The 19,662-nt window shown below is 60.1% G+C and carries 26 protein-coding genes and 1 tRNA gene; 7 read left to right on the forward strand and 20 right to left on the reverse strand.

The window, feature by feature from the left end:
* Window positions 1-24 precede the first annotated feature (24 nt).
* Window positions 25-165: a hypothetical protein gene (locus LOZ77_RS02925; RefSeq protein WP_230280710.1), complete on the forward strand. Its 141-nt coding sequence runs from the start codon at window positions 25-27 to the stop codon at window positions 163-165.
* The gene (locus tag LOZ77_RS02930) at window positions 162-371 is read left to right on the forward strand and encodes a PspC domain-containing protein (protein ID WP_230280711.1); all 210 of its coding nucleotides are present in this window, start codon (window positions 162-164) and stop codon (window positions 369-371) included. The genes LOZ77_RS02925 and LOZ77_RS02930 overlap by 4 nt, the downstream gene beginning before the upstream one ends.
* An 8-nt stretch (window positions 372-379) precedes the next feature.
* Here LOZ77_RS02930 and LOZ77_RS02935 read toward each other — a convergent pair whose 3' ends face one another.
* On the reverse strand, window positions 380-1,189 hold the full coding sequence (locus LOZ77_RS02935; protein WP_230280712.1) for a queuosine precursor transporter: 810 nt from the start codon (window positions 1,187-1,189) through the stop codon (window positions 380-382).
* Window positions 1,190-1,250: 61 nt separating this feature from the next.
* On the opposite strand from LOZ77_RS02935, the gene LOZ77_RS02940 reads away from it, so the two are divergent.
* Both LOZ77_RS02940 and LOZ77_RS17915 read left to right on the forward strand, forming a co-directional pair.
* Window positions 1,251-1,327, forward strand: a tRNA-Arg gene (locus LOZ77_RS02940).
* Between the two features lie 219 nt (window positions 1,328-1,546).
* Window positions 1,547-1,909 carry a PilZ domain-containing protein gene (locus LOZ77_RS17915; protein ID WP_370638095.1) on the forward strand — a complete coding sequence of 121 codons (363 nt, stop codon included), beginning with the start codon at window positions 1,547-1,549 and terminating at the stop codon, window positions 1,907-1,909.
* Here LOZ77_RS17915 and LOZ77_RS02945 read toward each other — a convergent pair.
* The 10 genes from LOZ77_RS02945 to LOZ77_RS02990 form a co-directional block, all read right to left on the reverse strand.
* Entirely contained in the window at window positions 1,906-2,133 is a 228-nt protein-coding gene (locus LOZ77_RS02945; protein ID WP_230280713.1) for a hypothetical protein, read from the reverse strand. The genes LOZ77_RS17915 and LOZ77_RS02945 overlap by 4 nt on opposite strands.
* A 339-nt stretch (window positions 2,134-2,472) precedes the next feature.
* Complete coding sequence (locus LOZ77_RS02950; protein WP_230280714.1) at window positions 2,473-3,057, reverse strand: hypothetical protein; 585 nt, start codon at window positions 3,055-3,057, stop codon at window positions 2,473-2,475.
* A 24-nt stretch (window positions 3,058-3,081) separates the two neighbouring features.
* Window positions 3,082-5,727 carry a phage tail length tape measure family protein gene (locus LOZ77_RS02955; RefSeq protein WP_230280715.1) on the reverse strand — a complete coding sequence of 882 codons (2,646 nt, stop codon included), beginning with the start codon at window positions 5,725-5,727 and terminating at the stop codon, window positions 3,082-3,084.
* A 255-nt stretch (window positions 5,728-5,982) separates the two neighbouring features.
* On the reverse strand, window positions 5,983-7,080 hold the full coding sequence (locus LOZ77_RS02960) for a phage major capsid protein (protein ID WP_230280716.1): 1,098 nt from the start codon (window positions 7,078-7,080) through the stop codon (window positions 5,983-5,985).
* 244 nt (window positions 7,081-7,324) lie between these two features.
* Entirely contained in the window at window positions 7,325-7,564 is a 240-nt protein-coding gene (locus LOZ77_RS02965) for a hypothetical protein (protein WP_230280717.1), read from the reverse strand.
* Window positions 7,565-7,695: 131 nt separating this feature from the next.
* The gene (locus LOZ77_RS02970) at window positions 7,696-8,379 is read right to left on the reverse strand and encodes a hypothetical protein (RefSeq protein ID WP_230280718.1); all 684 of its coding nucleotides are present in this window, start codon (window positions 8,377-8,379) and stop codon (window positions 7,696-7,698) included.
* Window positions 8,380-8,514: 135 nt separating this feature from the next.
* A complete protein-coding gene (locus LOZ77_RS02975) occupies window positions 8,515-8,823 on the reverse strand; it encodes a hypothetical protein (protein ID WP_230280719.1) in 309 nt (102 codons plus the stop codon).
* A complete protein-coding gene (locus LOZ77_RS02980; RefSeq protein ID WP_230280720.1) occupies window positions 8,816-9,043 on the reverse strand; it encodes a hypothetical protein in 228 nt (75 codons plus the stop codon). Before LOZ77_RS02980 ends, LOZ77_RS02975 begins: the two co-directional genes overlap by 8 nt.
* Entirely contained in the window at window positions 9,040-9,291 is a 252-nt protein-coding gene (locus LOZ77_RS02985) for a hypothetical protein (protein WP_230280721.1), read from the reverse strand. Before LOZ77_RS02985 ends, LOZ77_RS02980 begins: the two co-directional genes overlap by 4 nt.
* A 289-nt stretch (window positions 9,292-9,580) precedes the next feature.
* A complete protein-coding gene (locus LOZ77_RS02990) occupies window positions 9,581-9,757 on the reverse strand; it encodes a helix-turn-helix domain-containing protein (protein ID WP_230280722.1) in 177 nt (58 codons plus the stop codon).
* Between the two features lie 111 nt (window positions 9,758-9,868).
* Here LOZ77_RS02990 and LOZ77_RS02995 point away from each other — a divergent pair, with 111 nt between their 5' ends.
* Window positions 9,869-10,453: a hypothetical protein gene (locus LOZ77_RS02995; protein WP_230280723.1), complete on the forward strand. Its 585-nt coding sequence runs from the start codon at window positions 9,869-9,871 to the stop codon at window positions 10,451-10,453.
* Window positions 10,440-11,579, forward strand: coding sequence for a site-specific integrase (locus LOZ77_RS03000; protein ID WP_230280724.1), 1,140 nt, complete (start codon window positions 10,440-10,442; stop codon window positions 11,577-11,579). The genes LOZ77_RS02995 and LOZ77_RS03000 overlap by 14 nt, the downstream gene beginning before the upstream one ends.
* A gap of 205 nt (window positions 11,580-11,784) precedes the next feature.
* Here LOZ77_RS03000 and LOZ77_RS03005 read toward each other — a convergent pair whose 3' ends face one another.
* The 4 genes from LOZ77_RS03005 to LOZ77_RS03020 all read right to left on the reverse strand — a co-directional run bounded on the left by LOZ77_RS03005 (window position 11,785) and on the right by LOZ77_RS03020 (window position 15,309).
* Window positions 11,785-11,958, reverse strand: a complete 174-nt coding sequence (locus tag LOZ77_RS03005; RefSeq protein ID WP_230280725.1) for a hypothetical protein — start codon at window positions 11,956-11,958, stop codon at window positions 11,785-11,787.
* A gap of 124 nt (window positions 11,959-12,082) precedes the next feature.
* Window positions 12,083-13,567 (reverse strand): glycerol kinase GlpK, encoded by a 1,485-nt coding sequence (locus LOZ77_RS03010; protein WP_230280726.1) that lies wholly within the window; start codon window positions 13,565-13,567, stop codon window positions 12,083-12,085.
* 12 nt (window positions 13,568-13,579) lie between these two features.
* Window positions 13,580-13,810, reverse strand: a complete 231-nt coding sequence (locus LOZ77_RS03015) for a 3,4-dihydroxy-2-butanone-4-phosphate synthase (protein ID WP_230280727.1) — start codon at window positions 13,808-13,810, stop codon at window positions 13,580-13,582.
* Entirely contained in the window at window positions 13,792-15,309 is a 1,518-nt protein-coding gene (locus tag LOZ77_RS03020) for a glycerol-3-phosphate dehydrogenase (RefSeq protein WP_230280728.1), read from the reverse strand. Before LOZ77_RS03020 ends, LOZ77_RS03015 begins: the two co-directional genes overlap by 19 nt.
* 384 nt (window positions 15,310-15,693) lie before the next feature.
* On the opposite strand from LOZ77_RS03020, the gene LOZ77_RS03025 reads away from it, so the two are divergent.
* Window positions 15,694-16,602 carry a YdiY family protein gene (locus LOZ77_RS03025; RefSeq protein WP_230280729.1) on the forward strand — a complete coding sequence of 303 codons (909 nt, stop codon included), beginning with the start codon at window positions 15,694-15,696 and terminating at the stop codon, window positions 16,600-16,602.
* Here LOZ77_RS03025 and LOZ77_RS03030 read toward each other — a convergent pair.
* From LOZ77_RS03030 to LOZ77_RS03050, 5 genes are read right to left on the reverse strand one after another with little or no spacing between them, the layout of a single operon-like run.
* Window positions 16,580-17,008, reverse strand: coding sequence for a Na+/H+ antiporter subunit G (locus LOZ77_RS03030; protein ID WP_230280730.1), 429 nt, complete (start codon window positions 17,006-17,008; stop codon window positions 16,580-16,582). The genes LOZ77_RS03025 and LOZ77_RS03030 overlap by 23 nt on opposite strands.
* A 5-nt stretch (window positions 17,009-17,013) precedes the next feature.
* A complete protein-coding gene (locus LOZ77_RS03035) occupies window positions 17,014-17,292 on the reverse strand; it encodes a K+/H+ antiporter subunit F (RefSeq protein ID WP_230280731.1) in 279 nt (92 codons plus the stop codon).
* Window positions 17,289-17,780 (reverse strand): Na+/H+ antiporter subunit E, encoded by a 492-nt coding sequence (locus tag LOZ77_RS03040; RefSeq protein WP_230280732.1) that lies wholly within the window; start codon window positions 17,778-17,780, stop codon window positions 17,289-17,291. Before LOZ77_RS03040 ends, LOZ77_RS03035 begins: the two co-directional genes overlap by 4 nt.
* Window positions 17,777-19,306, reverse strand: coding sequence for a monovalent cation/H+ antiporter subunit D (locus LOZ77_RS03045; RefSeq protein WP_230280733.1), 1,530 nt, complete (start codon window positions 19,304-19,306; stop codon window positions 17,777-17,779). The genes LOZ77_RS03040 and LOZ77_RS03045 overlap by 4 nt, the downstream gene beginning before the upstream one ends.
* Window positions 19,306-19,662 (reverse strand): Na+/H+ antiporter subunit C, encoded by a 357-nt coding sequence (locus tag LOZ77_RS03050; RefSeq protein WP_370638096.1) that lies wholly within the window; start codon window positions 19,660-19,662, stop codon window positions 19,306-19,308. Before LOZ77_RS03050 ends, LOZ77_RS03045 begins: the two co-directional genes overlap by 1 nt.

Genomic DNA, 19,662 nt, shown 5'->3' on the forward strand with positions numbered 1-19,662 from the left:
ACACGAAAAAAAGGACAAGAACTCATGTTAAAGAATTCCAATTTCGCCGCGCAGGCCTTTGCCTTCGTGCTCGCCCTTGCAGTCTCGGCCGGTGCGTTCGGCGTGACCGTTGCACCCGACCATGATAACGCCGACCGCACCATCAGTTCGGAGATCGTAGCGTGAGCAATCTGACCAAGGGCAACAATAATTCCCCGCGCAAGTTCCATTTGAACAAGCAGAGCGGCAAGCTGATGGGTGTCAGCGCGGGGATGGCCGATTATTTCGGCGTCGATGTCACGCTGGTCCGGATCGCCTGGGTTCTGGGAACCCTGCTGGGCTTCGGCTCGCTGATCCTGATCTATCTTGCCATCGGCCTTATCGCAGATTGAAGGGCGCGCTAGTCGCGCCCTTCGGTCGCATCCGCCGCTTTCCTGATATGCGCAAAGGGTGAGAAATCGGTGTCCGTGTCGAACACATCCACGCCTTCGCGCCGTTTGAGCCAGCCGACCACCGCATAGGTCACCGGCGTCAACACCACTTCCCAACCCGTTTTCAGCACCCATTGGGTCAGCGCGACCCAGAACACCAGCTCGCCCGTCCAGCCCGCCGCGCCCAGAAACGCCAGCGGATAGAAAATGGCGCTGTCCACGCCCTGTCCCACCACGGTCGATCCGATGGTGCGCGTCCACAGCATGCGGCCCTTGGTCCAGATCTTCATTTTGGCCATGACAAAGGCATTCACGAATTCGCCCGCCCAGAACGCGGTGATCGATGCCAGCACGATGCGCGGCACTTGCCCGAACACAGCCTCGTAAGCGGCCTGGTTGCCCCATTCGGGCGCGGGCGGCATGGCGACCACCACAAAGCTCATGAACGCCATAAAGGCCAGCGCGCCGAACCCCGCCCAGATACAGCGCCGCGCCGCGCCGTAACCGTATACTTCGGTCAGCACGTCGCCGATCACATAGGATACGGGAAAGAACAGCAGCCCCGCGCCGAACGGCCACAGCCCGACGACGGGCAGGTCCACCACCGCGACTTTCCCCGCGCCGATCACATTCGACAGCAGCAGCACGGTGACGAAGCCCGCCATGACGAAATCGTAATAGCGGAAATTGCTCGGGGAAGGGCTGGACGCCGGGGGAGGGCCGGCGGCTGCGGAAGGGGCGCGATCGGCGGTTTCGCTGCGTTGCGGCGTGGGATCCATGAAAACAACCGATAGCGGCAATTGCAGCCGCGTCAAACCGCCGCTATGCGAAGCGCAGCGCGCGCCCTTAGCTCAGCTGGATAGAGCACGAGACTTCTAATCTTGAGGCCGCAGGTTCGACTCCTGCAGGGCGCGCCAATTTTATTTCTAAAATACAGTTATTTAGAAAAATTCCGGCGCACTCAATCGGCCTTTCTGATGTTGCGCGCGTGTTGTACTGAAACCCTTGCTTTTCCGCCATTTCCCCGCGAGTCACGGCGGCTCCATGCAACATAGATGGAACATAGGTGTGGGCTTCCTCAGCGGACGCCAAGGCCACTTAACGTTTCGTTAGCCTTGGAAGTTTACCAAGGCGAAATGTCAGAGTCGCACCAAGTTCCTTCCCGTCAGTTGGATCGTGTCGCAGTCAAAGCGCCGTGCAATTATCGCATTGGTGCAGGGATTGCTTACCCCGCACATTTGGTCGACCTGACGGCTGAGGGAGCGCGTCTGGAAGGTATCTCTAGGGGACTCAATGTTGGAGACCGCCTGACAGTTCGCTTCGGTGGCCTGGCGCCGATCGACGCTAAGATCCAATGGGTAGAGCGGGGAAGAGAAGCTGGTGTCCGGTTTCTTCAACCTCTCTACCCCTCAGTCTATTTGCATGTCCTTGCGTCTATGCAGCGAGGCAAGGTGCCTCAGTTAGAGGTCGCGAGGGCTATCCCGCTCCGGGCTTGCTAAAACTGCTCCACCGGCTGGATCACAGCCCGCTTCTTCCCGCAGGCGTTGCATTTCATCAACGGTTCGACAGCCTCCACGCGCAGCGGCTTCCTGCGGCGCTGCAATTCTATCGCCAATTCGATAGCATTCCAATGCGTTACCTTGCCGCAAGCCTCGCAGGTGACGCGGGCGTCATATCCCCGCCGCGCAAAGTCGGTGATCGTGCCTAGCTTGATTCGGCCCATGTCCGTTTAGAACAGGACGGGAACAGTTCATGCAAGGGCGCGCCCGGGGTATCGACCGCAAGGCCTGTTTGTTCTGTTATTTGGCGGGAGATTCCGGTGAACCAACTACTACCGCATCAGCCAGCGCCGTGCCGAGCGGCATCTTTGATGGCATTCCCGCCTTTCGTCGGGCATTTTCCCACCGTGCGCGGCACTTGCGGATTGTGGTCGCGCTCATGTGGTCCACATTGCCGCAAGAGGGGCAGGAAATTCGGGTGCTAGGCGCAAGGCCCACCATATCGATAAAGAAGCTTGTGCCGCACTTGCACGTAGTCTCAAGAGCGGTTTGTTTCACGGTAATCATGCACTCACCTCCTGAACGTAGATCGGGTTATCCTCGTCGAAGCGGATCGGCATGCCGTCGCCTTCCCACCGCTTCATGATCCGTTCCGAACTCTCGGCAAGATCCACCATGCGGGTTTGCATCGCGGCCATTTCGCTGCGCATCTTGTCGAGAATTTCGGAGTTGTAGTTGATCGCGTCGATCTGCATTTGCGCGTATTCGACCTGACTATCCGCCGCGAAGATACCGGCATCGACAGAGCCAAGAACTTCACCCACCGCCCGCTGATAATCCAGCGACGAAGATGCATTTTCCTTTGCGGCTTCAAGGTATGCGGTCGAAACCTCTTGCAGCTTCGAAAGCGCTTCAAGGTCGCCATCGCGGGCCAGTGCTGAAGTCGTGCGGAATTGCGCATCGATCTGGGCGAAGCTGTTTCCGGTGCTGGTGGTCAGCAGTTCCTGTTTGAATTCGCGCAGACTATCGGCCAGCGGCGCGAACTGATCGATGATCGCATGCGCGTCCTGCAACTGGTAGATCATCTTTTGCAGGGGCTTTAGCGTGTCCTTGATGCCCAGCAATTCGCTTTCGCGGGCCAGTGCCAAAGCCTCTTGTTCGCGGCCAAGCAGTTAGAGGATTTGTGCCTCCATATCCGCCCGCTCTTGGAAGTCGGCAATCAGATCGTCGGTCGCGCTCTCGATTGCCTCCTTGCGCTTGATCGCAAGCAGTTCCTCTAGTTGAGCATATTCCTCTGCACTTGCGCCCGCCTCTGCGAAGATGTCCTCCAGCTGCGCGAATTCCTTTTGCAGCATGTCGAGCGCATAGCCGAGCGGGTCTTGCAGCGATTGCAGTTCCGAAAAGACGCTTTCGAATTTGAGCGCCTTCTGAAGCTGTGCCTGCACATCGTCGCCAAACTCAATCAGGCGCTTCGTGCTTTCGCGGATGCCGATGATCGCACCGTCTGCAATCGCGTCCGCAATGGCATATGCAATTGCCGCCTCGGCATCGTCGTTAAAGTCGATTGCGCCCTTTTTCTTTTTCAGGCTGGTGCCCGAAGTGTTGACGCGGAAGTCACCGCCACGAACGCCGATGGTCGTGTTGAAGTTGCCAATCTCACCGCCGAACAGATCGGCAATTTCCGACAGGCCAGCAAGCACCGAACCGGCAAGGCTGTCCGCAGCGCCGTAGCCGCTCGAATCCTTGCCCGCGATGGTGTAGCTATCCGCGCCAGTGATATTCGCCCGCGCCGTGCGGTTTCCGCCGAACAGGCCACCCACCAAACCGCCGAGAACAGAACCGAGCGCGCTACCGATTGCGCCGCCGATAGGTCCGCCGATGGTCGTGCCGATTACCTGACCGGCAGCGCCGCCAATCACCGAACCGAGTTGTTCAGTCTGGCTTTGATTGCCGAAGATCGCCTGCCCGACCAGAAGCCCGGTGCCGCCGCCCTGCAACAGGTTCTGCATGGTCCTGCCGAACTGGCCATCCATCTTGAAAATGTCAGAAAGTTCAGAGCCAATGGTGCGAGCGAGTTCTTTGCCCGTCTTTTTGCCATCCGGTCCAATTTCATCGTAGAAGCCGCCAACTTTGGTTTTGAGCAATTCGCCCAACGGCCCGCTAACTGCGGCGGTGTTGCCGGTGAAAATACCAAGCAGCGCACCGATGCCGGAACCCAGCGAGCCGAGACTTTCCAGCATGCCGATCATGCGGGCCAGTTCGTCATTCAGCAGCCGCGCCGCATCTGCCTCTTGCTCAAGCGCGCTTTCGCCCTTGATGATTTCGGTGCGCAGCTTCAGGTAATCTTCCCAAGCCTTGTTTACGTCCGCAATGCCATCACGCGCAGCCATTGCCTTAAACGCCTGCTCTTCCAGCGCCAGCGCAGCCAGTTCGCGCTCCGGCCCTACCTTGCCAAGTAATGCCAATTCATCGCGCAGAGGCTGAAGGATATTGCTCTCGAAATCGGCCTGCGCCTGTGCGCGGGTGGCAGTTTCCCATGCCTGACCCGCCGCCAGAATGCGCTGGCGCAATTCTTCGGTCGGCGCTGCCGCTGCATTGGCCGCAACTTCCATCTTCTTGATCTCGATGGCCGTCTTGCCGATGCGAGCCGTTTCCTGCTCAAGCGCCTCTGCGTAGCGGGTGGATGCCTCAATGGCCCGCTGCAAAGCCCGCGCTTCTTCGTCGATTGCCTTCTTGCGTGCGGAACCGCCGCCCTTGCGGTCTGCAATCATTTCGTCGGCCTGTGCGCGAAGGCGTTCATTGCGCCGATTGATCGCGGCGTCCGTAATGGCCCCGCCCAACTCACCAATATAGTCGCGGCCAAGAGCCTTCTGCATTTCAGACTGCCACGCGCCAGCAGCCTTTTGCGCGGCCCCTGCATAACTGTTTTCAATGGCGGCAATCTGGGGCGCGTCAAGTGTCGGGATAGACAGGCCAAGCGCATTATTGACGGCGCTGGTGAAGCTGTTGATCGCCCCCGTCGCCAATTGGATCAGCCGGTTAATCGCGCTGATGCTGGCGTTAACACCGGAAATGAAAACGTCACCGATAACCGCAGGGAATTGCCGCCACGTTTCCTTGATGGCATTGAACGCGCCGACCATATTGCCGATCAGCCGGTTCGCGCTTTCACGCCCCTGCTTGTCGCTTTCCCAGAACCATTCTTCGAATGATGTTTGTGCGCCGGTTACGGCGGGGCCGACCACATTCCAAAGCCCGTCCGCGATAACATCCCAAGTCCCCAGAAGGGTATCGCCCATCGTAACGGCGGTGCCTTCAAGGTTCTTCATTTCATCGGCGGTCAGGCCAAGCGACTTTATGAAAGCATCGCTATCAGCGGCCTCGTTCATCTTGTCAGTATATTGATCAAGAACGAAAGCGGCCCCACCTGCGGCAATGATGAACGGCGCGAAGCGGGCGGCAAGAACGCCAACGTCCTTGGCGAAGCCCGCAACGCCCAGTCCCGCCTGCTGCATGATACCGCCAATCTGTGTGCCCTGCTGCATGAACACGGTTAGAGGCTTCTGGCCCGAAGCCAGACCAACCGCTATATCCTGCAACTGGAAAGACAGGTTCTGGACATGATGTGCGGCAAGGCCGGACTGCCTGCCCACACCCTGCACGCCGCGCCCGAAGGCCCCAAAATTATCATTGGCGGCTTTGGTCTTTTTACCAACGCCATCAGCCATCTTGCCGACTTCGCGTTCGACCTTCTGCAAATCCTGCTGAAGTTTGGCGATCTCGGCCACGATCTCGATATTCAGCGTGCCAGAGTTCATTTTGGCGGTCCTAGTTTAGCGATTGTATTGCCCATGATCTGAATTGCAGATGTGTGTGAAAGGGTCCGGGGTCGGTACTATGCCGAAAGGACCTGTAGTTTCGAAGCTGCCCCCCAAGGTTCCGGCTGGCAGGCCATTGAACAACCTGCCAGCCTTCCCCTCGACTGACGGGCGATGCGGCAAGGAATAGTCCGCATCGCCTCCCTTTCCCGGCGCGGCCAAGTGGTGCTTGGGTGAGGCTCGCGCCGAAACTCATTAGGCGACGTTACCGAAGTCACCGTAGATCAGTGCCTCGGGACGCTTCACAGCCATGCCGATACGCTCTTCGCCACGGATGGCGACGAGGTTGCGGGTGAAAAAGTCGTCATGCTCGGTGCTGATCTCGATGCGCGTCCGGTGACGATCATAGAGCGTTTGCGACTTGAAGCTGCCGACCAGGAACTTGTCCACGGTCTGCGCCTGTGTCGGGACTACCGGCAGGCCGAACAGCATCGGGGTCACGTTCGCGCCCGGATCACCAAGGATGTATTTGCCGTCGCCATCCTTCAGCAGTCGCATCCGCCACCAATCGGACGGATGAATGACAATGCCATCAGGCGGAACATCGGTCAGCGAACACTGCAGGATGGCAGCGCCGATCATGTCAATCATGTTCGGGCTGGCGAGGCTCATCGGATCGCTGAAGGCGGTGGCATTCGTGACCATGCCATCAAGGTTCTGGCCGGTGCCATCGCCTGCCAAAAGCTGCGCCTCTTCCTTCAAAGCCACGCCATAGGTCAGTTCCTCGTCGATGAGGGACTGAAGCTGCGGCACGTCTTCCAGCACCTGCACAGATGCGGGGATCCAGTGCGCAATGGTGCGGATCGGTGCAGTCGCCAGATCGAACGTGAGAGCGCTTTCCGGCTTGAGGGTGCCTTCCGCCACCATTTCGGCTGCATTCGTGCGAGCGGTAAGCTGGGGGTATTCCACGCTGCCGGTCGAGACGTTCACCGTCGTCATCAGAGAACGAATGGTAAGCCGGCGCTTGGGTAGCCCAACGATCTGTTCGCGCTTCGGGACGATAAGGCTGTCACCGGTTGCGCTGGTAATCGTGGTCTTCAGCTCAAGGCCGATATGCCCACGGTTCTGCATCAGGCCTTTAACCTCGTGGCCAACTTCACGAGTGAACTCATGGCCCCAGCTATCGCCGCCGCCATTGAAATCACCGCCATGCCGCACGCCTTTCTGCTCGGCCTCGTCCATACGCGCTGAAAGGGTGCGCACTGCCTCTTCGACCGAGAGCACGCCACTTTTGATCGCTTCTGCGACCTCGCCAACGGTTTTTGCGTCCCTGAGTTTGGTTTCGATGTTCATTACTCAAATCCCGAATCTTGGATCGTTCGGGCATGAGAAAGGGTGCGCACGAAACGATCTCGACAAAACAAAGCCCACGCGTTTCTGCGCGGTATCTCGGTTGTCGCTGATCGCCCCAGCCTCCCGCTGGGCAAACGGTCTGCGCGATGTTGGAAAACCCCAGCGTCCCGTTGGGCATGATTTCCAACCCTCTTGACCGGACCCCAGCCAAGCACGGGTCTCTTGGCATAAAATTGAACAGGTGTCAATTCTTGAACATCCGGAGCAGCTCGTCGCCGTGAACATCGATCTGCATTGCTTGATTGCGCAGCCAGTTCGCGGTTTTCTTGGAACCGCCTTGCAGCAGGGCGCGCTCGACCAACGCCTGCATTGCACCGATCACAGCGGCCTGTTCGCTGATACCGGCTGCCACCATGGTGTTTACCCAGTTATGGGCCTTTTCTCGGACCTCGTGCGCATCCTGCAGTTTCTCGTCATTGCTCATCGATAGTCTCCTTGGTTGATTAGCCTCGCGCGCGCCCGCGCGCGTGCAAATTCCTGTATTAGCGATATCGCGCGGGTATCGGGTCGGTACTATGCCGAGCGGCGCTAGGCTTTGCAGGTGCCCCCCGCCCATTAGAACACCATGACCGCATCGGTTAGCGGCTCCCTGTATTTGTCAGGCAGGCCGCCGCCGTTGATGAACTTCGACAGGGTTGCTGCCGGTATGGGGACAGCCTTTGCCAGCCGCGATTGCTCGCCCGATTCGCTGCGCTTCAGGTGGTCGACCGTCCATTGCCAAAGTTCGGCCAAATCGCCCGTTTTGGGGTCATGTTCTAATTCAGGTGTTTCAGAGCCGGTTTTTCCCGCCTTGGGATGGCTATTATATAAGCGCTGAGACGTGGTCAGCAGATTGGCCGGAACAGATTTGACGGATTTCTGCGATTTTGCCTGTTTCACTGCTGACAATGCCTCAGCAGACATATTCCCTCCTGCTGAGGCGTGGTCAGCAGAATTGTTCCCATCTGCTGAGACGTGGTCAGCGGCCTTTTTTTCTGACCAGCCGAGATATTCGTTGGTCGCCTTGGCGGTGAAGGGCGGTTTGCCGCTCATGATCCACGTTAGGCGATACTGGCGGGAATGGCGCTCTTTCCACACGGCCTCATGCGCAATATCGAGCAAGCCGCGCTCCATGCAGTCAGCGACTGCGCGGGCAATGCGGGTGAAGTTTTTGTTACCGAGACCCTCGGCTATTTCACGATAGCTGCAACCGATCTGGCCGTTGTTGTAGCCGTTGAAGCGGTCGAGAATTTCTATCAAGACAGCCCGAGCGTAAAGGTCGAGACTTCGATAAGCCTCGCTGTGTTTGACGCACTTGGGGAGGCCAATAAGGCCTTCCCCTCGCGTGTCTGCGCGGTGATCCGCTTTCCATTTCTTCCTGCCCACGGATGCACCTCAGCCCTCATGCTCAGGCTCGCGCCCGTCATGTTCGTCGCCCCCGGGGTCGGCAATTGGGCAACCGGGCCCACCGCCCCACATGCCCGGTCGATGGATGCAAAAGTCATCCTCGGACAGATTGCCGTCTTGTTCGTCTCCGTTCGGTTCAATGTCCGGGTCACCATCCACACGGTCCAACGCGGCGGTCAGGATCAATGCCATCTCGCCGGTCACCGTTTGCATGGCGACAACCGATTCCAGCATTGCTTCGATGTCCTGACGTGCGAGCGGGATGGCGCTGTTCGAAAGGTGATGGAGATTACCCATTGTCCACCTCCCGCCGCATAGTCACTTCGGCCTCAAGCGCGTCTGCCTCAGCAAGAGCAAGCAGGGCGCGGCGCTCCATCTCAACCTGTGCGGCCCGCATTTCGACATCCGAAAGATCTCGATAGAAGCGAAACTCGGAGCGGGTATGGAACGGCGGCGACGGTGGAATTGTATCCAGCCAATCGCAAAACGCGGTGACGCGGTGTTCTCGGATGCTCATTGCGCTGTCTCCCGATAAGAGCCGGACAACGCCGCGAATTCATCTTGGCACTTTACGGATTCTTCGCGGCAGGCATCGACCAGATCGGCCAAGCCTTCGATTGCGTCTGCACTGCTTTCTGAAACGCATTGCGAGCAGGCAAGGAGGCGCATCAGGCGTTCGATGCGGCAAAGGCGGTTCGTCAGTTCTTCGAAGCGAAGGACCGCGCCCCAGATGTCGCTGCTAGGGTCTTTCTTAACAGTGTTCATTTTCCGCCTCCCGTTTCGTCGTGAATCGCCCAGCGATGAACGAGACGCAGCCCGCCAGCGTAACCGCGCGCCCTGCGATACTCGTTGAAAATCATCGGGGGATGGTTCGGCAGGGAAGGCGAAACTGTCACCAAATAGGTGCTGTCCGCGCCCTTACCGATTACGACATGGCGGTCGATTACGATTGCAGGCTGGGGCAGGGCAGTGCTAAAGGCCTTCGAGTTGTTTGCCGCAACATTCGAAGCCCTCAGTTCGCACCCCGCGTTCTGGGGGTTTTTCGTTGGTTCCATCACTGCACCTCACTGGTAAAAGCGCGGTCCAACTCGGATTTGCGAAAATACAAGCGCTTGCCCTTACGGATGCAGGGGAGGGATCCGGTTTCACACAGGTGGTAAACGATGCGTGGAGTGGCCCCGATATATTCGGCGGCTGCTTTGGCACCGGACAACAGGTCGTTCGACAGCATTGCATTGCTCCTTCTAACGCAACAATATGTTTGCGCTGGAAACACCTCTTGCCACGGGTTCCGCCTGCTGGCAAGAGGCTACAACAATTTTGCGTTAGAAAGTCTCGACCCTTGGAATTTGGCTTATCTCGGGCGCAGCTGCTGGAACTGCTCGCGAACGCGATGTTCATCGCGCCTGATCGTCGTTCTGCATTGCTAGGACGATTCCAGCATCTGCAACGTCTAGCAATTGTGGGTGGCGTAAATCCGGGTCGAGGCAAAGCGGCGAAATACTCTTCCCAACAGGTCCTAGTAATAGCTTTCGCTTTCCAGTTGCTGCAGGTCGGCATGACCCCGGAGCGGGCCGTTCAAATAGTCAAAGAGAACTTATCGAGCTTCGACACCGCTATCGATCTCTTGCTTGCAGGCGAGGGTGCTTATGCAACCTTTGATCCGTGTGTTCTTTCGGCGTCAAATAACGGCTCGAATACAGACGTAGCTTTGCAGTCATTCGTCATAATGACGCGGGAAACCCTACCGGATGCCATCGACATCTACTTTGGCGGTCATGATGTCGAATTTCCTCGAATTGTGATCATCAGTCTAACCAGCATTTTTGAACTCATTTGCCAATTCCTCGACCACGGGTCGGGAATGCCTTCGAGTTTGGCCTTCAAAGTCGCTCTTGAAGAAAGGGGTAATCTTGGCGATTCGTAAGCGCCAATGGACCGCCCCCGATGGCACCGCCAAGCAGGCGTGGTTGGTCGATTACCGCGATCAGGAAGGCAAGCGGCGCTTCAAGCAATTCGCCCGCAAGAAGGATGCGGATGCTTGGTCTACGCAAACCGGTTGGGAAGTATCGAAAGGCGTCCACACACCTGACAGCCAATCGATTACCGTTGCCGCTGCAGCCGATCTGTGGATTACCAAGGCCGAGGCTGAGGGAAGGGAGCGCGGCACGGTCGATCAATACCGCCGCCTGTCCCGCCTGCATGTGACGCCGCTGATAGGCGCTGAGAAGCTATCTAGGCTTACCCGGCCCGCCGTGGAGGCATACCGCGACGAGCTGCTTAAATCCCGCTCCAGAGTAATGGCAGGCAAGGCTTTGCGGGCGCTATCCAGCATACTCGGGGAAGCGGAGAGGCGTGGTCTGGTCGCGCAGAACGTGGCGCGCAATGTGAAGGTGGCTAAGGTCAATCGCGACAAGAAGAAGGTTACGATTCCTACCCGCTCTGAACTGAAGGCGCTGCTGGATCATGCGAGCAATGACATGCGCCCGCTGGTCATGCTTGCCATCTTTACCGGCCTGCGGTCGTCCGAGTTTCGCGGTCTGCGCTGGCAGGATGTGGATCTGAAGGCAGGGACGGTTACGGTCGAACAGCGGGCGGACCGTTACCGGGAGATAGGCCCACCGAAGTCTGAAGCTGGATACCGGACGATTCCCATCGCGCCCGCGCTGGTGAAGGAACTGAAGGCATGGAAGCTGCGCTGTCCGAACGGGGAACTCGGTCTGGTCTTTCCGAACACGCAAGGCGGGGTCTGGGAATATGTCCACCTGTTGCGCCGTCAGTTTTTCCCGCTCCAGATTGCAGCCGGTGTCTGTGACAAGGTGGGCGAGAATGAAGAGGGCGAGCCGATTCTGAAGGCCCGCTATGGTTTCCACGATCTACGCCACGCCGCCGCCAGCGCATGGATTAAACAGCGCATCGATCTGAAGCGCCTGCAGGTCTGGATGGGGCATTCATCCATTCAAATCACGCTCGACACCTACGGCCATCTGTTGGCCGATGCCGAGGGCGATGCTGCCCTGATCGCCGCAGCACAGGCGGACCTGCTAAATTAGATGGAACACGGATGGAACATAGACCGATCCAGTCCGCAGAAATCCTAGCCTAGATAAAGACTTCTAATCTTGAGGCCGCAGGTTCGACTCCTGCAGGGCGCGCCAATTTTCCGGATAATCGAACTGCCATGGCTTCAGCCAGCGCCATGCCCATCGGCGGTTCCGCATTGATGAAACTGCCTTCCGGCCTTTTGCCGCGTCACTCTTAAATGATCGTGCTGAGGCCGTAGATGAAGGCAGCCCAGAACGGGGTCGAGAGCGCGGTAGCGATTGCGAGGCCACGAAGGGCGTTGCCACCATCATCTGCATTGAGCAAAAGCTGCGCATCAATTGGCGTCTCGCATTCAACGCCTTCCAGCGCTTTGAAATCAATAAACATTTGGAGTCCTGTGTTCTTGCAGGCCCACAATTGAAGCAAAATCCTTAACGAAGGTTTCCCGCCACCCTAGGTTCGTGCGAACTCATCCATAATTTCCGCCCGCCCCGCTAAATTAAGACTCTTGCTAGGGCAGATCGTCGATGCCCAGATGCTCGGCCAGCATGCGGTGCCACCTCGACAGCCTCTCTGCGCGGCGTGACGGGGCCATTTGCGGGGTGAAGCGCGCGATATCGGGGCGCATGACGGCTGCCTCGGCGATCGTGCCATGCATGCCGCAACCGACGCTTGCCAGCATCGCCGCGCCCAGGGCGGTGGTTTCGACATCGTGCGGACGTTCGACCGGCAGGTCCAGAATATCGGCCAGATCCTGCACGATCCATTCGTTCGCGCTCATCCCTCCGTCGATGCGCAAGGTCTGCCATTGCGAACCGTCGCGCTGATAGGCAGTTTGCAGATCGTGCATCTGATGGGCGATCGTTTCCAAAGTGGCCCGCACGATATGCGCGCGGCTGGTCCCGTGGGTTAGCCCGTCGATCATGCCGCGCGCTTCGGGGCGCCAATAGGGCGCGCCAAGGCCGGACAGTGCCGGAATCATGCAAACGCCGCCGTTGTCAGGCACCGAACGGGCCAAAGACTCGGTCTCGCCGGATGTGCCGATCATGCAAAGCTCGTCACGCAGCCATTTGACAAGACTGCCTGCGGCAAAGATCGACCCCTCCAGCGCATAGCTGCGCACGCCCCCCGTTTGCGCTATCACCGTGCCCAGCAGGCGATGGTCCGAATGCGGCAGGCGGGTGCCTGTGCTGGCAAGGACGAATGCTCCGGTGCCCAAGGTCAGCTTTACGTCGCCCGGCGCGATGCAGTTCTGTCCGATCATGGCCGATTGCTGATCGCCTGCAAGGCCGCAAACGGGAACCGGCGCGCCCAGCCATTCGGGCAAGGCATTGCCGAACAGACCCGAATTATCGGCAATTTCGGGCAGGCAATTGCGCGGCACGCCATGCAGCGCCAGCAGATTATCGTCCCAATCATGGCCGTCCAGCGCCATCAACATGGTGCGGCTGGCATTGCTGGCATCCGAAATATGCAGCCCGCCGGTCAGCTTCCAGACCAGCCAGCTTTCGATTGTGCCCATCGCCAGCCTGTCGCCCAAAGCGCGCGCATCTGGCACGTTATCGAGTATCCAGCGCATCTTGGTCGCCGAAAAATACGGGTCCAGCACCAATCCGGTCTTGTCGCGGATCATGGCCTCGTGTCCGGCTAGGGCCAGTTCGCGGCAGCGATCCGCGGTTCGGCGGTCCTGCCAAACGATGGCGCGGCAAACGGGTTCGCCCGTCTCGCGGTCCCATGCGACCACGGTTTCGCGCTGGTTGGTGATCCCGATGGCGGCGATCCCGTCCGCACTGCCCGCGCGTTCGATGACGGTGCGGGCGCAATCCAGAGTTTTGGTCCAGATTTCGGCCGCGTCATGTTCGACCCTCCCCGGTTGCGGGTAATACTGGGTCAATTCGGCCTGGCAGATTCCCAGCGTCTCGCCGGTTCTGGAATACAGGATGGCGCGTGTGGATGTCGTCCCTTCGTCAAGGACAAGCAGGCTGCGCTGGGGCATATTCACTCTCCGTCAGTCCTGCACCGGTCGCGCGGTCGCGTCGCCCATCCGGTATAGCAATGCGACGATGTCTGCCACGGCAAGCCCGTGGCGTTCGACAGGACGGGGCACGTCGGGTGTGCGGGCCATTTCGCCGTCGTCACGCAAGATCGAACAGATCACTGCGGAATTACCCATGCCCGCTTTGGCTGCGTCCGACATGGCGCCGGTCGATCCGCTGGTCGCTATGACATTGGGCGCCATGTCCTGTTCTCCCGCTCCATAAAATTCTTGATCTTCTGTTTCTGCACGTCGGTCATGCGCAGGCCCAGCTTGGACCGGCGCCATAATATATCGTCCGCATCGCGCGCCCATTCGCGTTCGATCAGATAGCGGACTTCCCGTTCGGTCAGGCCGTGGCCGAAATGCTCACCGCAGTCGGACAGGCTGTGGGCATCGCCCGGAATTGTCCGGGCCAGCGTGCCATAGGCGCGAACCATGCGCAGTGCCCAGCCGTCCTCCAGAAACGGGAATTCAGCCTGCAATCCGAGAACCAGAGCGGCGGCACCATCGGTCGGAAAATCGCCGCCCGGCAGGGGGGCATGCGCCGTCCACGGCTTGCCCGACAAGGCTTGTACGCGCGTTGCCATCATGTCGATGGCGTCCTGCGCCAGATGGCGGAACGTGGTAATCTTGCCGCCGAACACCGACAACAGGGGCGGCCCATCGCTTTCGGGCGACAATTGCAAATGGTATCCGCGTGTCGCGGCCTCGGGCTTGCCAGATCCGTCGTCAAGCAACGGGCGCACCCCGGAATAGGTCCACACCACATCGTGCGGCGTGACGGCTGTTTTAAAATAACGGCTGGCGCCGTCGCACAGATAGGCGATTTCTTCGTCGCTGGCATGGATATCGTCCAGCGTGCCGTGATGGTCGCGGTCGGTAGTGCCGATCAGGGTGTAGTCGCCCTCGTAAGGAATGGCGAAAAATATCCGTCCGTCGGGGAGCTGGAAGAAATAGGCGAAATCGTGATCGAACAGGCGCGGAACCACGATATGCGAACCGCGCACGAGCCGCATGCGCTGGTTCGTCTGCTCGCCCGCTCGGCCGATCAAATCCAATACCGACGGTCCTGCGGCATTCACCACTGCACGTGCACGGAATGTTTCGCCACCTGCTTCGATCTTCCAGTGGTCGCCGTCGCGCTCCATGCGGGTGACAGGGCTGCGGGTGCGAATGTCGGCCCCCCTGTCGGCCGCGTCGCGCGCATTCAGCGCCACCAGCCGCGCATCGTCGACCCAGCAATCCGAATAGACGAAAGCACGGTCGAATTCGGTCTTCAGCGGTTTGCCGCCGGGATGACGGCGCAGACGCACGCTGCTGGTCGGCGGCAGCTTGCGGCGACCGCCGATGTGGTCATAAACGAACAGTCCCAACCGCAGCAGCCATCGCGGACGCAGTCCGTCGACATAGGGCAGCACGAAACGCATCGGCCAGATGATATGCGGCGCGATGCACCACAATGTCTCCCGCTCTGTCAGGGCTTCACGCACCAGCGCGAATTCGTAATGTTCCAGATATCGCAGGCCGCCATGGATAAGCTTGGTCGATGCCGAAGATGTTCCGCTGGCAAGGTCGCGCGCCTCCAGCAACAGCACGCGCGCACCGCGGCCCGCCGCATCGCGGGCGATGCCGCTGCCGTTCACGCCGCCGCCGATGACCGCGATATCGAACAGGTTCTTGTCCTTGGCGTCGTCGGTCATAGTCCTTCCGGTGGCGCAGTCTGGCCACCGTGTCATGCCACATCGGATTGACTTCGCAACCCTTGGCCGCGCGCGCGCTTCGTTGCTCAACCCGCCGAAACAATGCGCAGGCCATCAACGGGACAGTGTGAAAATGGCTGCGGTTCAGGGTCGAACTGATAGAGTTCTACCTTGTGGTCCGGTTATTGGCCGTTCGGCGCAAGGCACATGATCCACTATCAGCTTTGCCGCCTCGCTTGCCTTTGTCTTGCTGGCCTGAACGCCCGGTCGGGCCTGCCGCCTAGGCGGTTTCCCCCGCGAACATCGGGGCAAGGCCCTATGGCAGCACGGCGTAATTGTCTGCACCCCTTGGGTGTTCAAGTGACAGGCAACAGGGCGGGTGGCATGATTTCGGGCAGGTACGGACGTATTACGGGTGCAGTTCTGGCGGGGGGCTGCTTTGTGCTGGCCATGCCCGCCATGGCGCAGGATGCCGCGTCGGGCGTGCCCGCCGAACTGGCCAATATCTACCGCGAGGCAAAACCGTCGGAGCGCGAGAGCATCGAACATATCGCCAAGCGGCTCTATCCCGACCAGCGCGACAAGATCGACGACATCATCGACGCGATCGAGGACGAGGAAAAGGCCGCAGTGGACGAGGCCCGTTATCTGAAGGGCTGGGAAGGGGAAGGCAGTTTCGGCGCCAGCCTGGATACCGGCAATACCGAGGAATGGGGCGTCAGCGCGGGCGTGGAACTGACGCGCAAGGACAATCTGTGGGAACACCGGTTCAAGGGCGACATCAATATCCGCGAAGTCGACAGCGAACGGACCGAGGAACGCTTTGGCGCATCCTATCGCGCGCGCCGCGATTTTGCCGATTCCCCGATCTTCGCCTTCGGCACGCTCAGCTATGAACGCAACCGGTTTCAGGGCATTTCCCGCCGTTTTACCGAAGTGGTGGGCGTCGGTTACCAGATCATCGACAGCGACGATGTCGATTGGGAAGCATCGGCGGGCCCCGCGCTGCGCCAGACGCGCTTTACTTCGGGCGAGAGCGAGAACCGGCTGGGCGCCTTTGCCAATACCGATTTCAAATGGGACATCACCGACACGCTGGCCTTCAGCGAGAGCATTGCCTTTGTGCTGGACGAGGCGAACAGCACGCTGACCACGTCGACGGCAGTGACCAGCGATCTTTACGGCAATCTGTCGGCGCGGCTGTCGTTCGACACGATCTACGAATCCGATCCGGCCCCCGGCACGGTATCGTGGGATACCAGCACGCGGCTCAGCGTCGTGCTGGGTCTGTAATCTCAGCCTCTGCGTCCGTGCCCCCCGCGGGCTGGTTCGCGCGGAACGTGGCCCAGATCTCGCTTTGCGGCAGGCCTTCCTGAATATCGTCGGCAGGGTTGGGATCGATCCGCGTGCCCTGACGGTGCAGATGCGCCTTGGCGATCATATTCGCGGTGATCGGGGCCGAAATGAACAGGAACAGCGTGATCAGCAGCTCGTGCGCCGAGAAATGGCCGTGATAGACGGGGAAATAGATCATGCTGGCCACCAGCACCCCGCCCACGCCCAGCGTGGTCGCCTTGGTCGGCCCGTGCAGCCGCGTCATCAGCGAGGGGAGGCGTACCAGCCCCCACGATCCGATCAGCGCAAACGCACCTCCGCCAAGGATCAGCACGGCGATCAGAATATCGGCGATCAGCGTCATGCCGGTTACTCCACGATATCGCCGCGTAGCAGGAACTTGGCATAGGCCACCGTTCCCACGAAACCGACCATGGCGAACAGCAGGGCGGATTCGAAATACATGGTCGTGCCTTCCCTGATCCCGAACAGCACGATCAATGCGATGGCATTGATGACCATGGTGTCGAGCGCGAGGATGCGGTCCCCCCGCGTCGGCCCCGCGAATAGGCGCCACACATTCAGCAGGATCGCAAGGCCGATCATGAAATAACCGGCCAGAATGGCGTAATGGATGATCGGGCTCATCGGAAAATCCTTTTTAACCGGCTTTCGTAACGCGCCTTGATCTTGGCGATCTCTGCCTCGGGATCGCTGGCGTCCAGCGCGTGGACCAGCAATGCGTGGCCATCGGCGGACACGTCGGCCGAAACCGTGCCCGGCGTCAGGCTGATGGTGCCCGCCAGCGTGGTAATCGCCTCGGGCTTGCGAATGTCGAGCGGGATGACCAGCCAGCAACTGTTGAGATCGCGGTTGCGGCGGAACAGGATCAGCCACGCCACCTGGAAATTGGCGACCACGATGTCCCAAATGACCAGCGCGATATAGCCTGCCAGCGGCCAACCCAGATGGATCAGCGGCTTGTCCCGCCAATAGGGCGCGGTGAACAGCGGCACGAAGAACCCGACCAGCAGCGCCATCACGACCGTCCCGGCCGAGATATCGTTGACCAGCAGCACCCAGACCAGCACCAGCAACCCGCTGAGCGCGGGGTGGGGGAACAAGCGGCGCATCATCGGCTGCCCTCCTGTTTCGGGGCATCGGGCTGGTCGACCAGAACCGCCTCGATATAATTGCCCACCGCGAAGATCTGCGCGCTTGTCGCCTGTGCGTTGCGGGTGACGGGACCGGCAAACACGGTCAGCGCGGCCAGCAGGGCGATCAGCACGAATGCGGGCGCGCTGGCCAACAGGCCGTCGCGGGGCGGCAATGCCTCTTCCCCGTTGCGCGACTTCCAGAACAGAATGCTGCCCGCGCGGGCAAGGCCGAGGATGGCGATAAAGGTCCCGCCCAGTATCGCGGCCCAGATCCACCATGCGAAACGCGCATCGGCACTGGCCGACAGGATCAGCAGCTTGCCGATAAAGCCCGACAGCGGCGGCAGGCCGGCGAGCGCGATCGCCGCCAGCATGAACATCGCGCCATATTGCCCCATGCGCGCAAAGGGCCGTTCGGGCACCAGCGCGTCGTCCGCCTCGCCCCGCGCGCGGGCGACCAGATCGGCGACAAGGAACATCAACGCGCCCGACAGCACCGAATGCGGCAGGTAATACAGCGCCGCCGCCACGCTGGCCGGTTCGAACAGCGATACCGCCGCCAGCAGCGTGCCGGTCGATCCGATCACGCCAAAGGCCGCCATCAGACGCATGTTCCGGGCCGCCAGCACGCCGACAAAGCCCGCCAGAATGGTCAGCAGCGATGCGGGCAGCATCCAGCCCGACGGCGCAAACGCCACCGCGCCCGCATCCGCGCCAAAGATCAGCACGGTGGTGCGCAGGATCGAATAGACGCCCACCTTGGTCAGAATCGCGAACAGCGCCGCGACCGGCGCAGAGGTATTGGAATAGGCGCGCGGCAGCCATAATTGCAGCGGCAGCAAGGCGGCCTTTAGCGCAAAGACCACGATCAGGATCTGCGCCCCCATACGGATCAGCGGCTGGTCCCCCGCAGGCGCCAGTGCGATGCGCATGCCCATATCGGCCATGTTGAGCGTGCCCGTCATGCCATATAATATGCCCAGCGCGATCAGGAACAACGTCGATCCGACAAGGTTCACCACCACATATTGCACGCCTGCCTGCAGCCGCGCCGCGCCCTGACCGTGCAGGATCAGCCCATAGCTGGCGATCAGCAGCACTTCGAAAAACACAAACAGGTTGAACAGGTCGCCCGTCAGGAATGCGCCGTTCAGGCCCAGCAACTGGAACTGGAACATCGGGTGGAAATGCCAGCCGCGCCGGTCAAGCTGCGTCACCACCGCATGCACCAGCACGCACAGCGCCAGCACATTGGTCAGCAGAACCATCATGGTCGACAACCGGTCCAGCACCAGCACGATTCCGAACGGCGCGGGCCAGTCGCCCAGCCGGTAGACGCGGATCACCCCGTCCGAAGCCTCGGCAAACAGGGCGATGGCCACGGCCAGCAGCGCGGCAGAGGACGCCAGCGACAATATCGCCGCCAGACGCGTCGTGCGGACCACGCGGATCAGCGTGATTGCGGCGATCATCGCGGGCAACAGGATGGGAACGATGGTCAGCATCAGTGATTGGCCTCGCCATCGGTCAGGTCGATATCCTCGGGCGTGCCGTCGACATGGTCGGTGCCGCTTTCCAGAAAGCTGCGCAGCGCCAGCACCACGACCAGCGCGGTCATGCCGAACGAGATGACGATCGCCGTCAGCACCAGCGCCTGTGGCAGCGGATCGGTATAGTCCGCGCCCTTGGCATAGATCGGCGGCTTGTCCACCACCAGACGGCCCACCGAAAACAGGAAGGCATTGATCGCATAGGACAGCATGGCGATGCCCAGCACCACCGGAAAGGTGCGCCCGCGAAGGCACAGATAGATGCCCGCCGCTGTCAGAACGCCGATGGCGCTGGCGACAAGGAATTCCAC

Source organism: Croceicoccus sp. Ery15, from assembly GCF_020985305.1.
In the GTDB taxonomy this organism is placed as follows: Bacteria; Pseudomonadota; Alphaproteobacteria; order Sphingomonadales; family Sphingomonadaceae; genus Croceicoccus.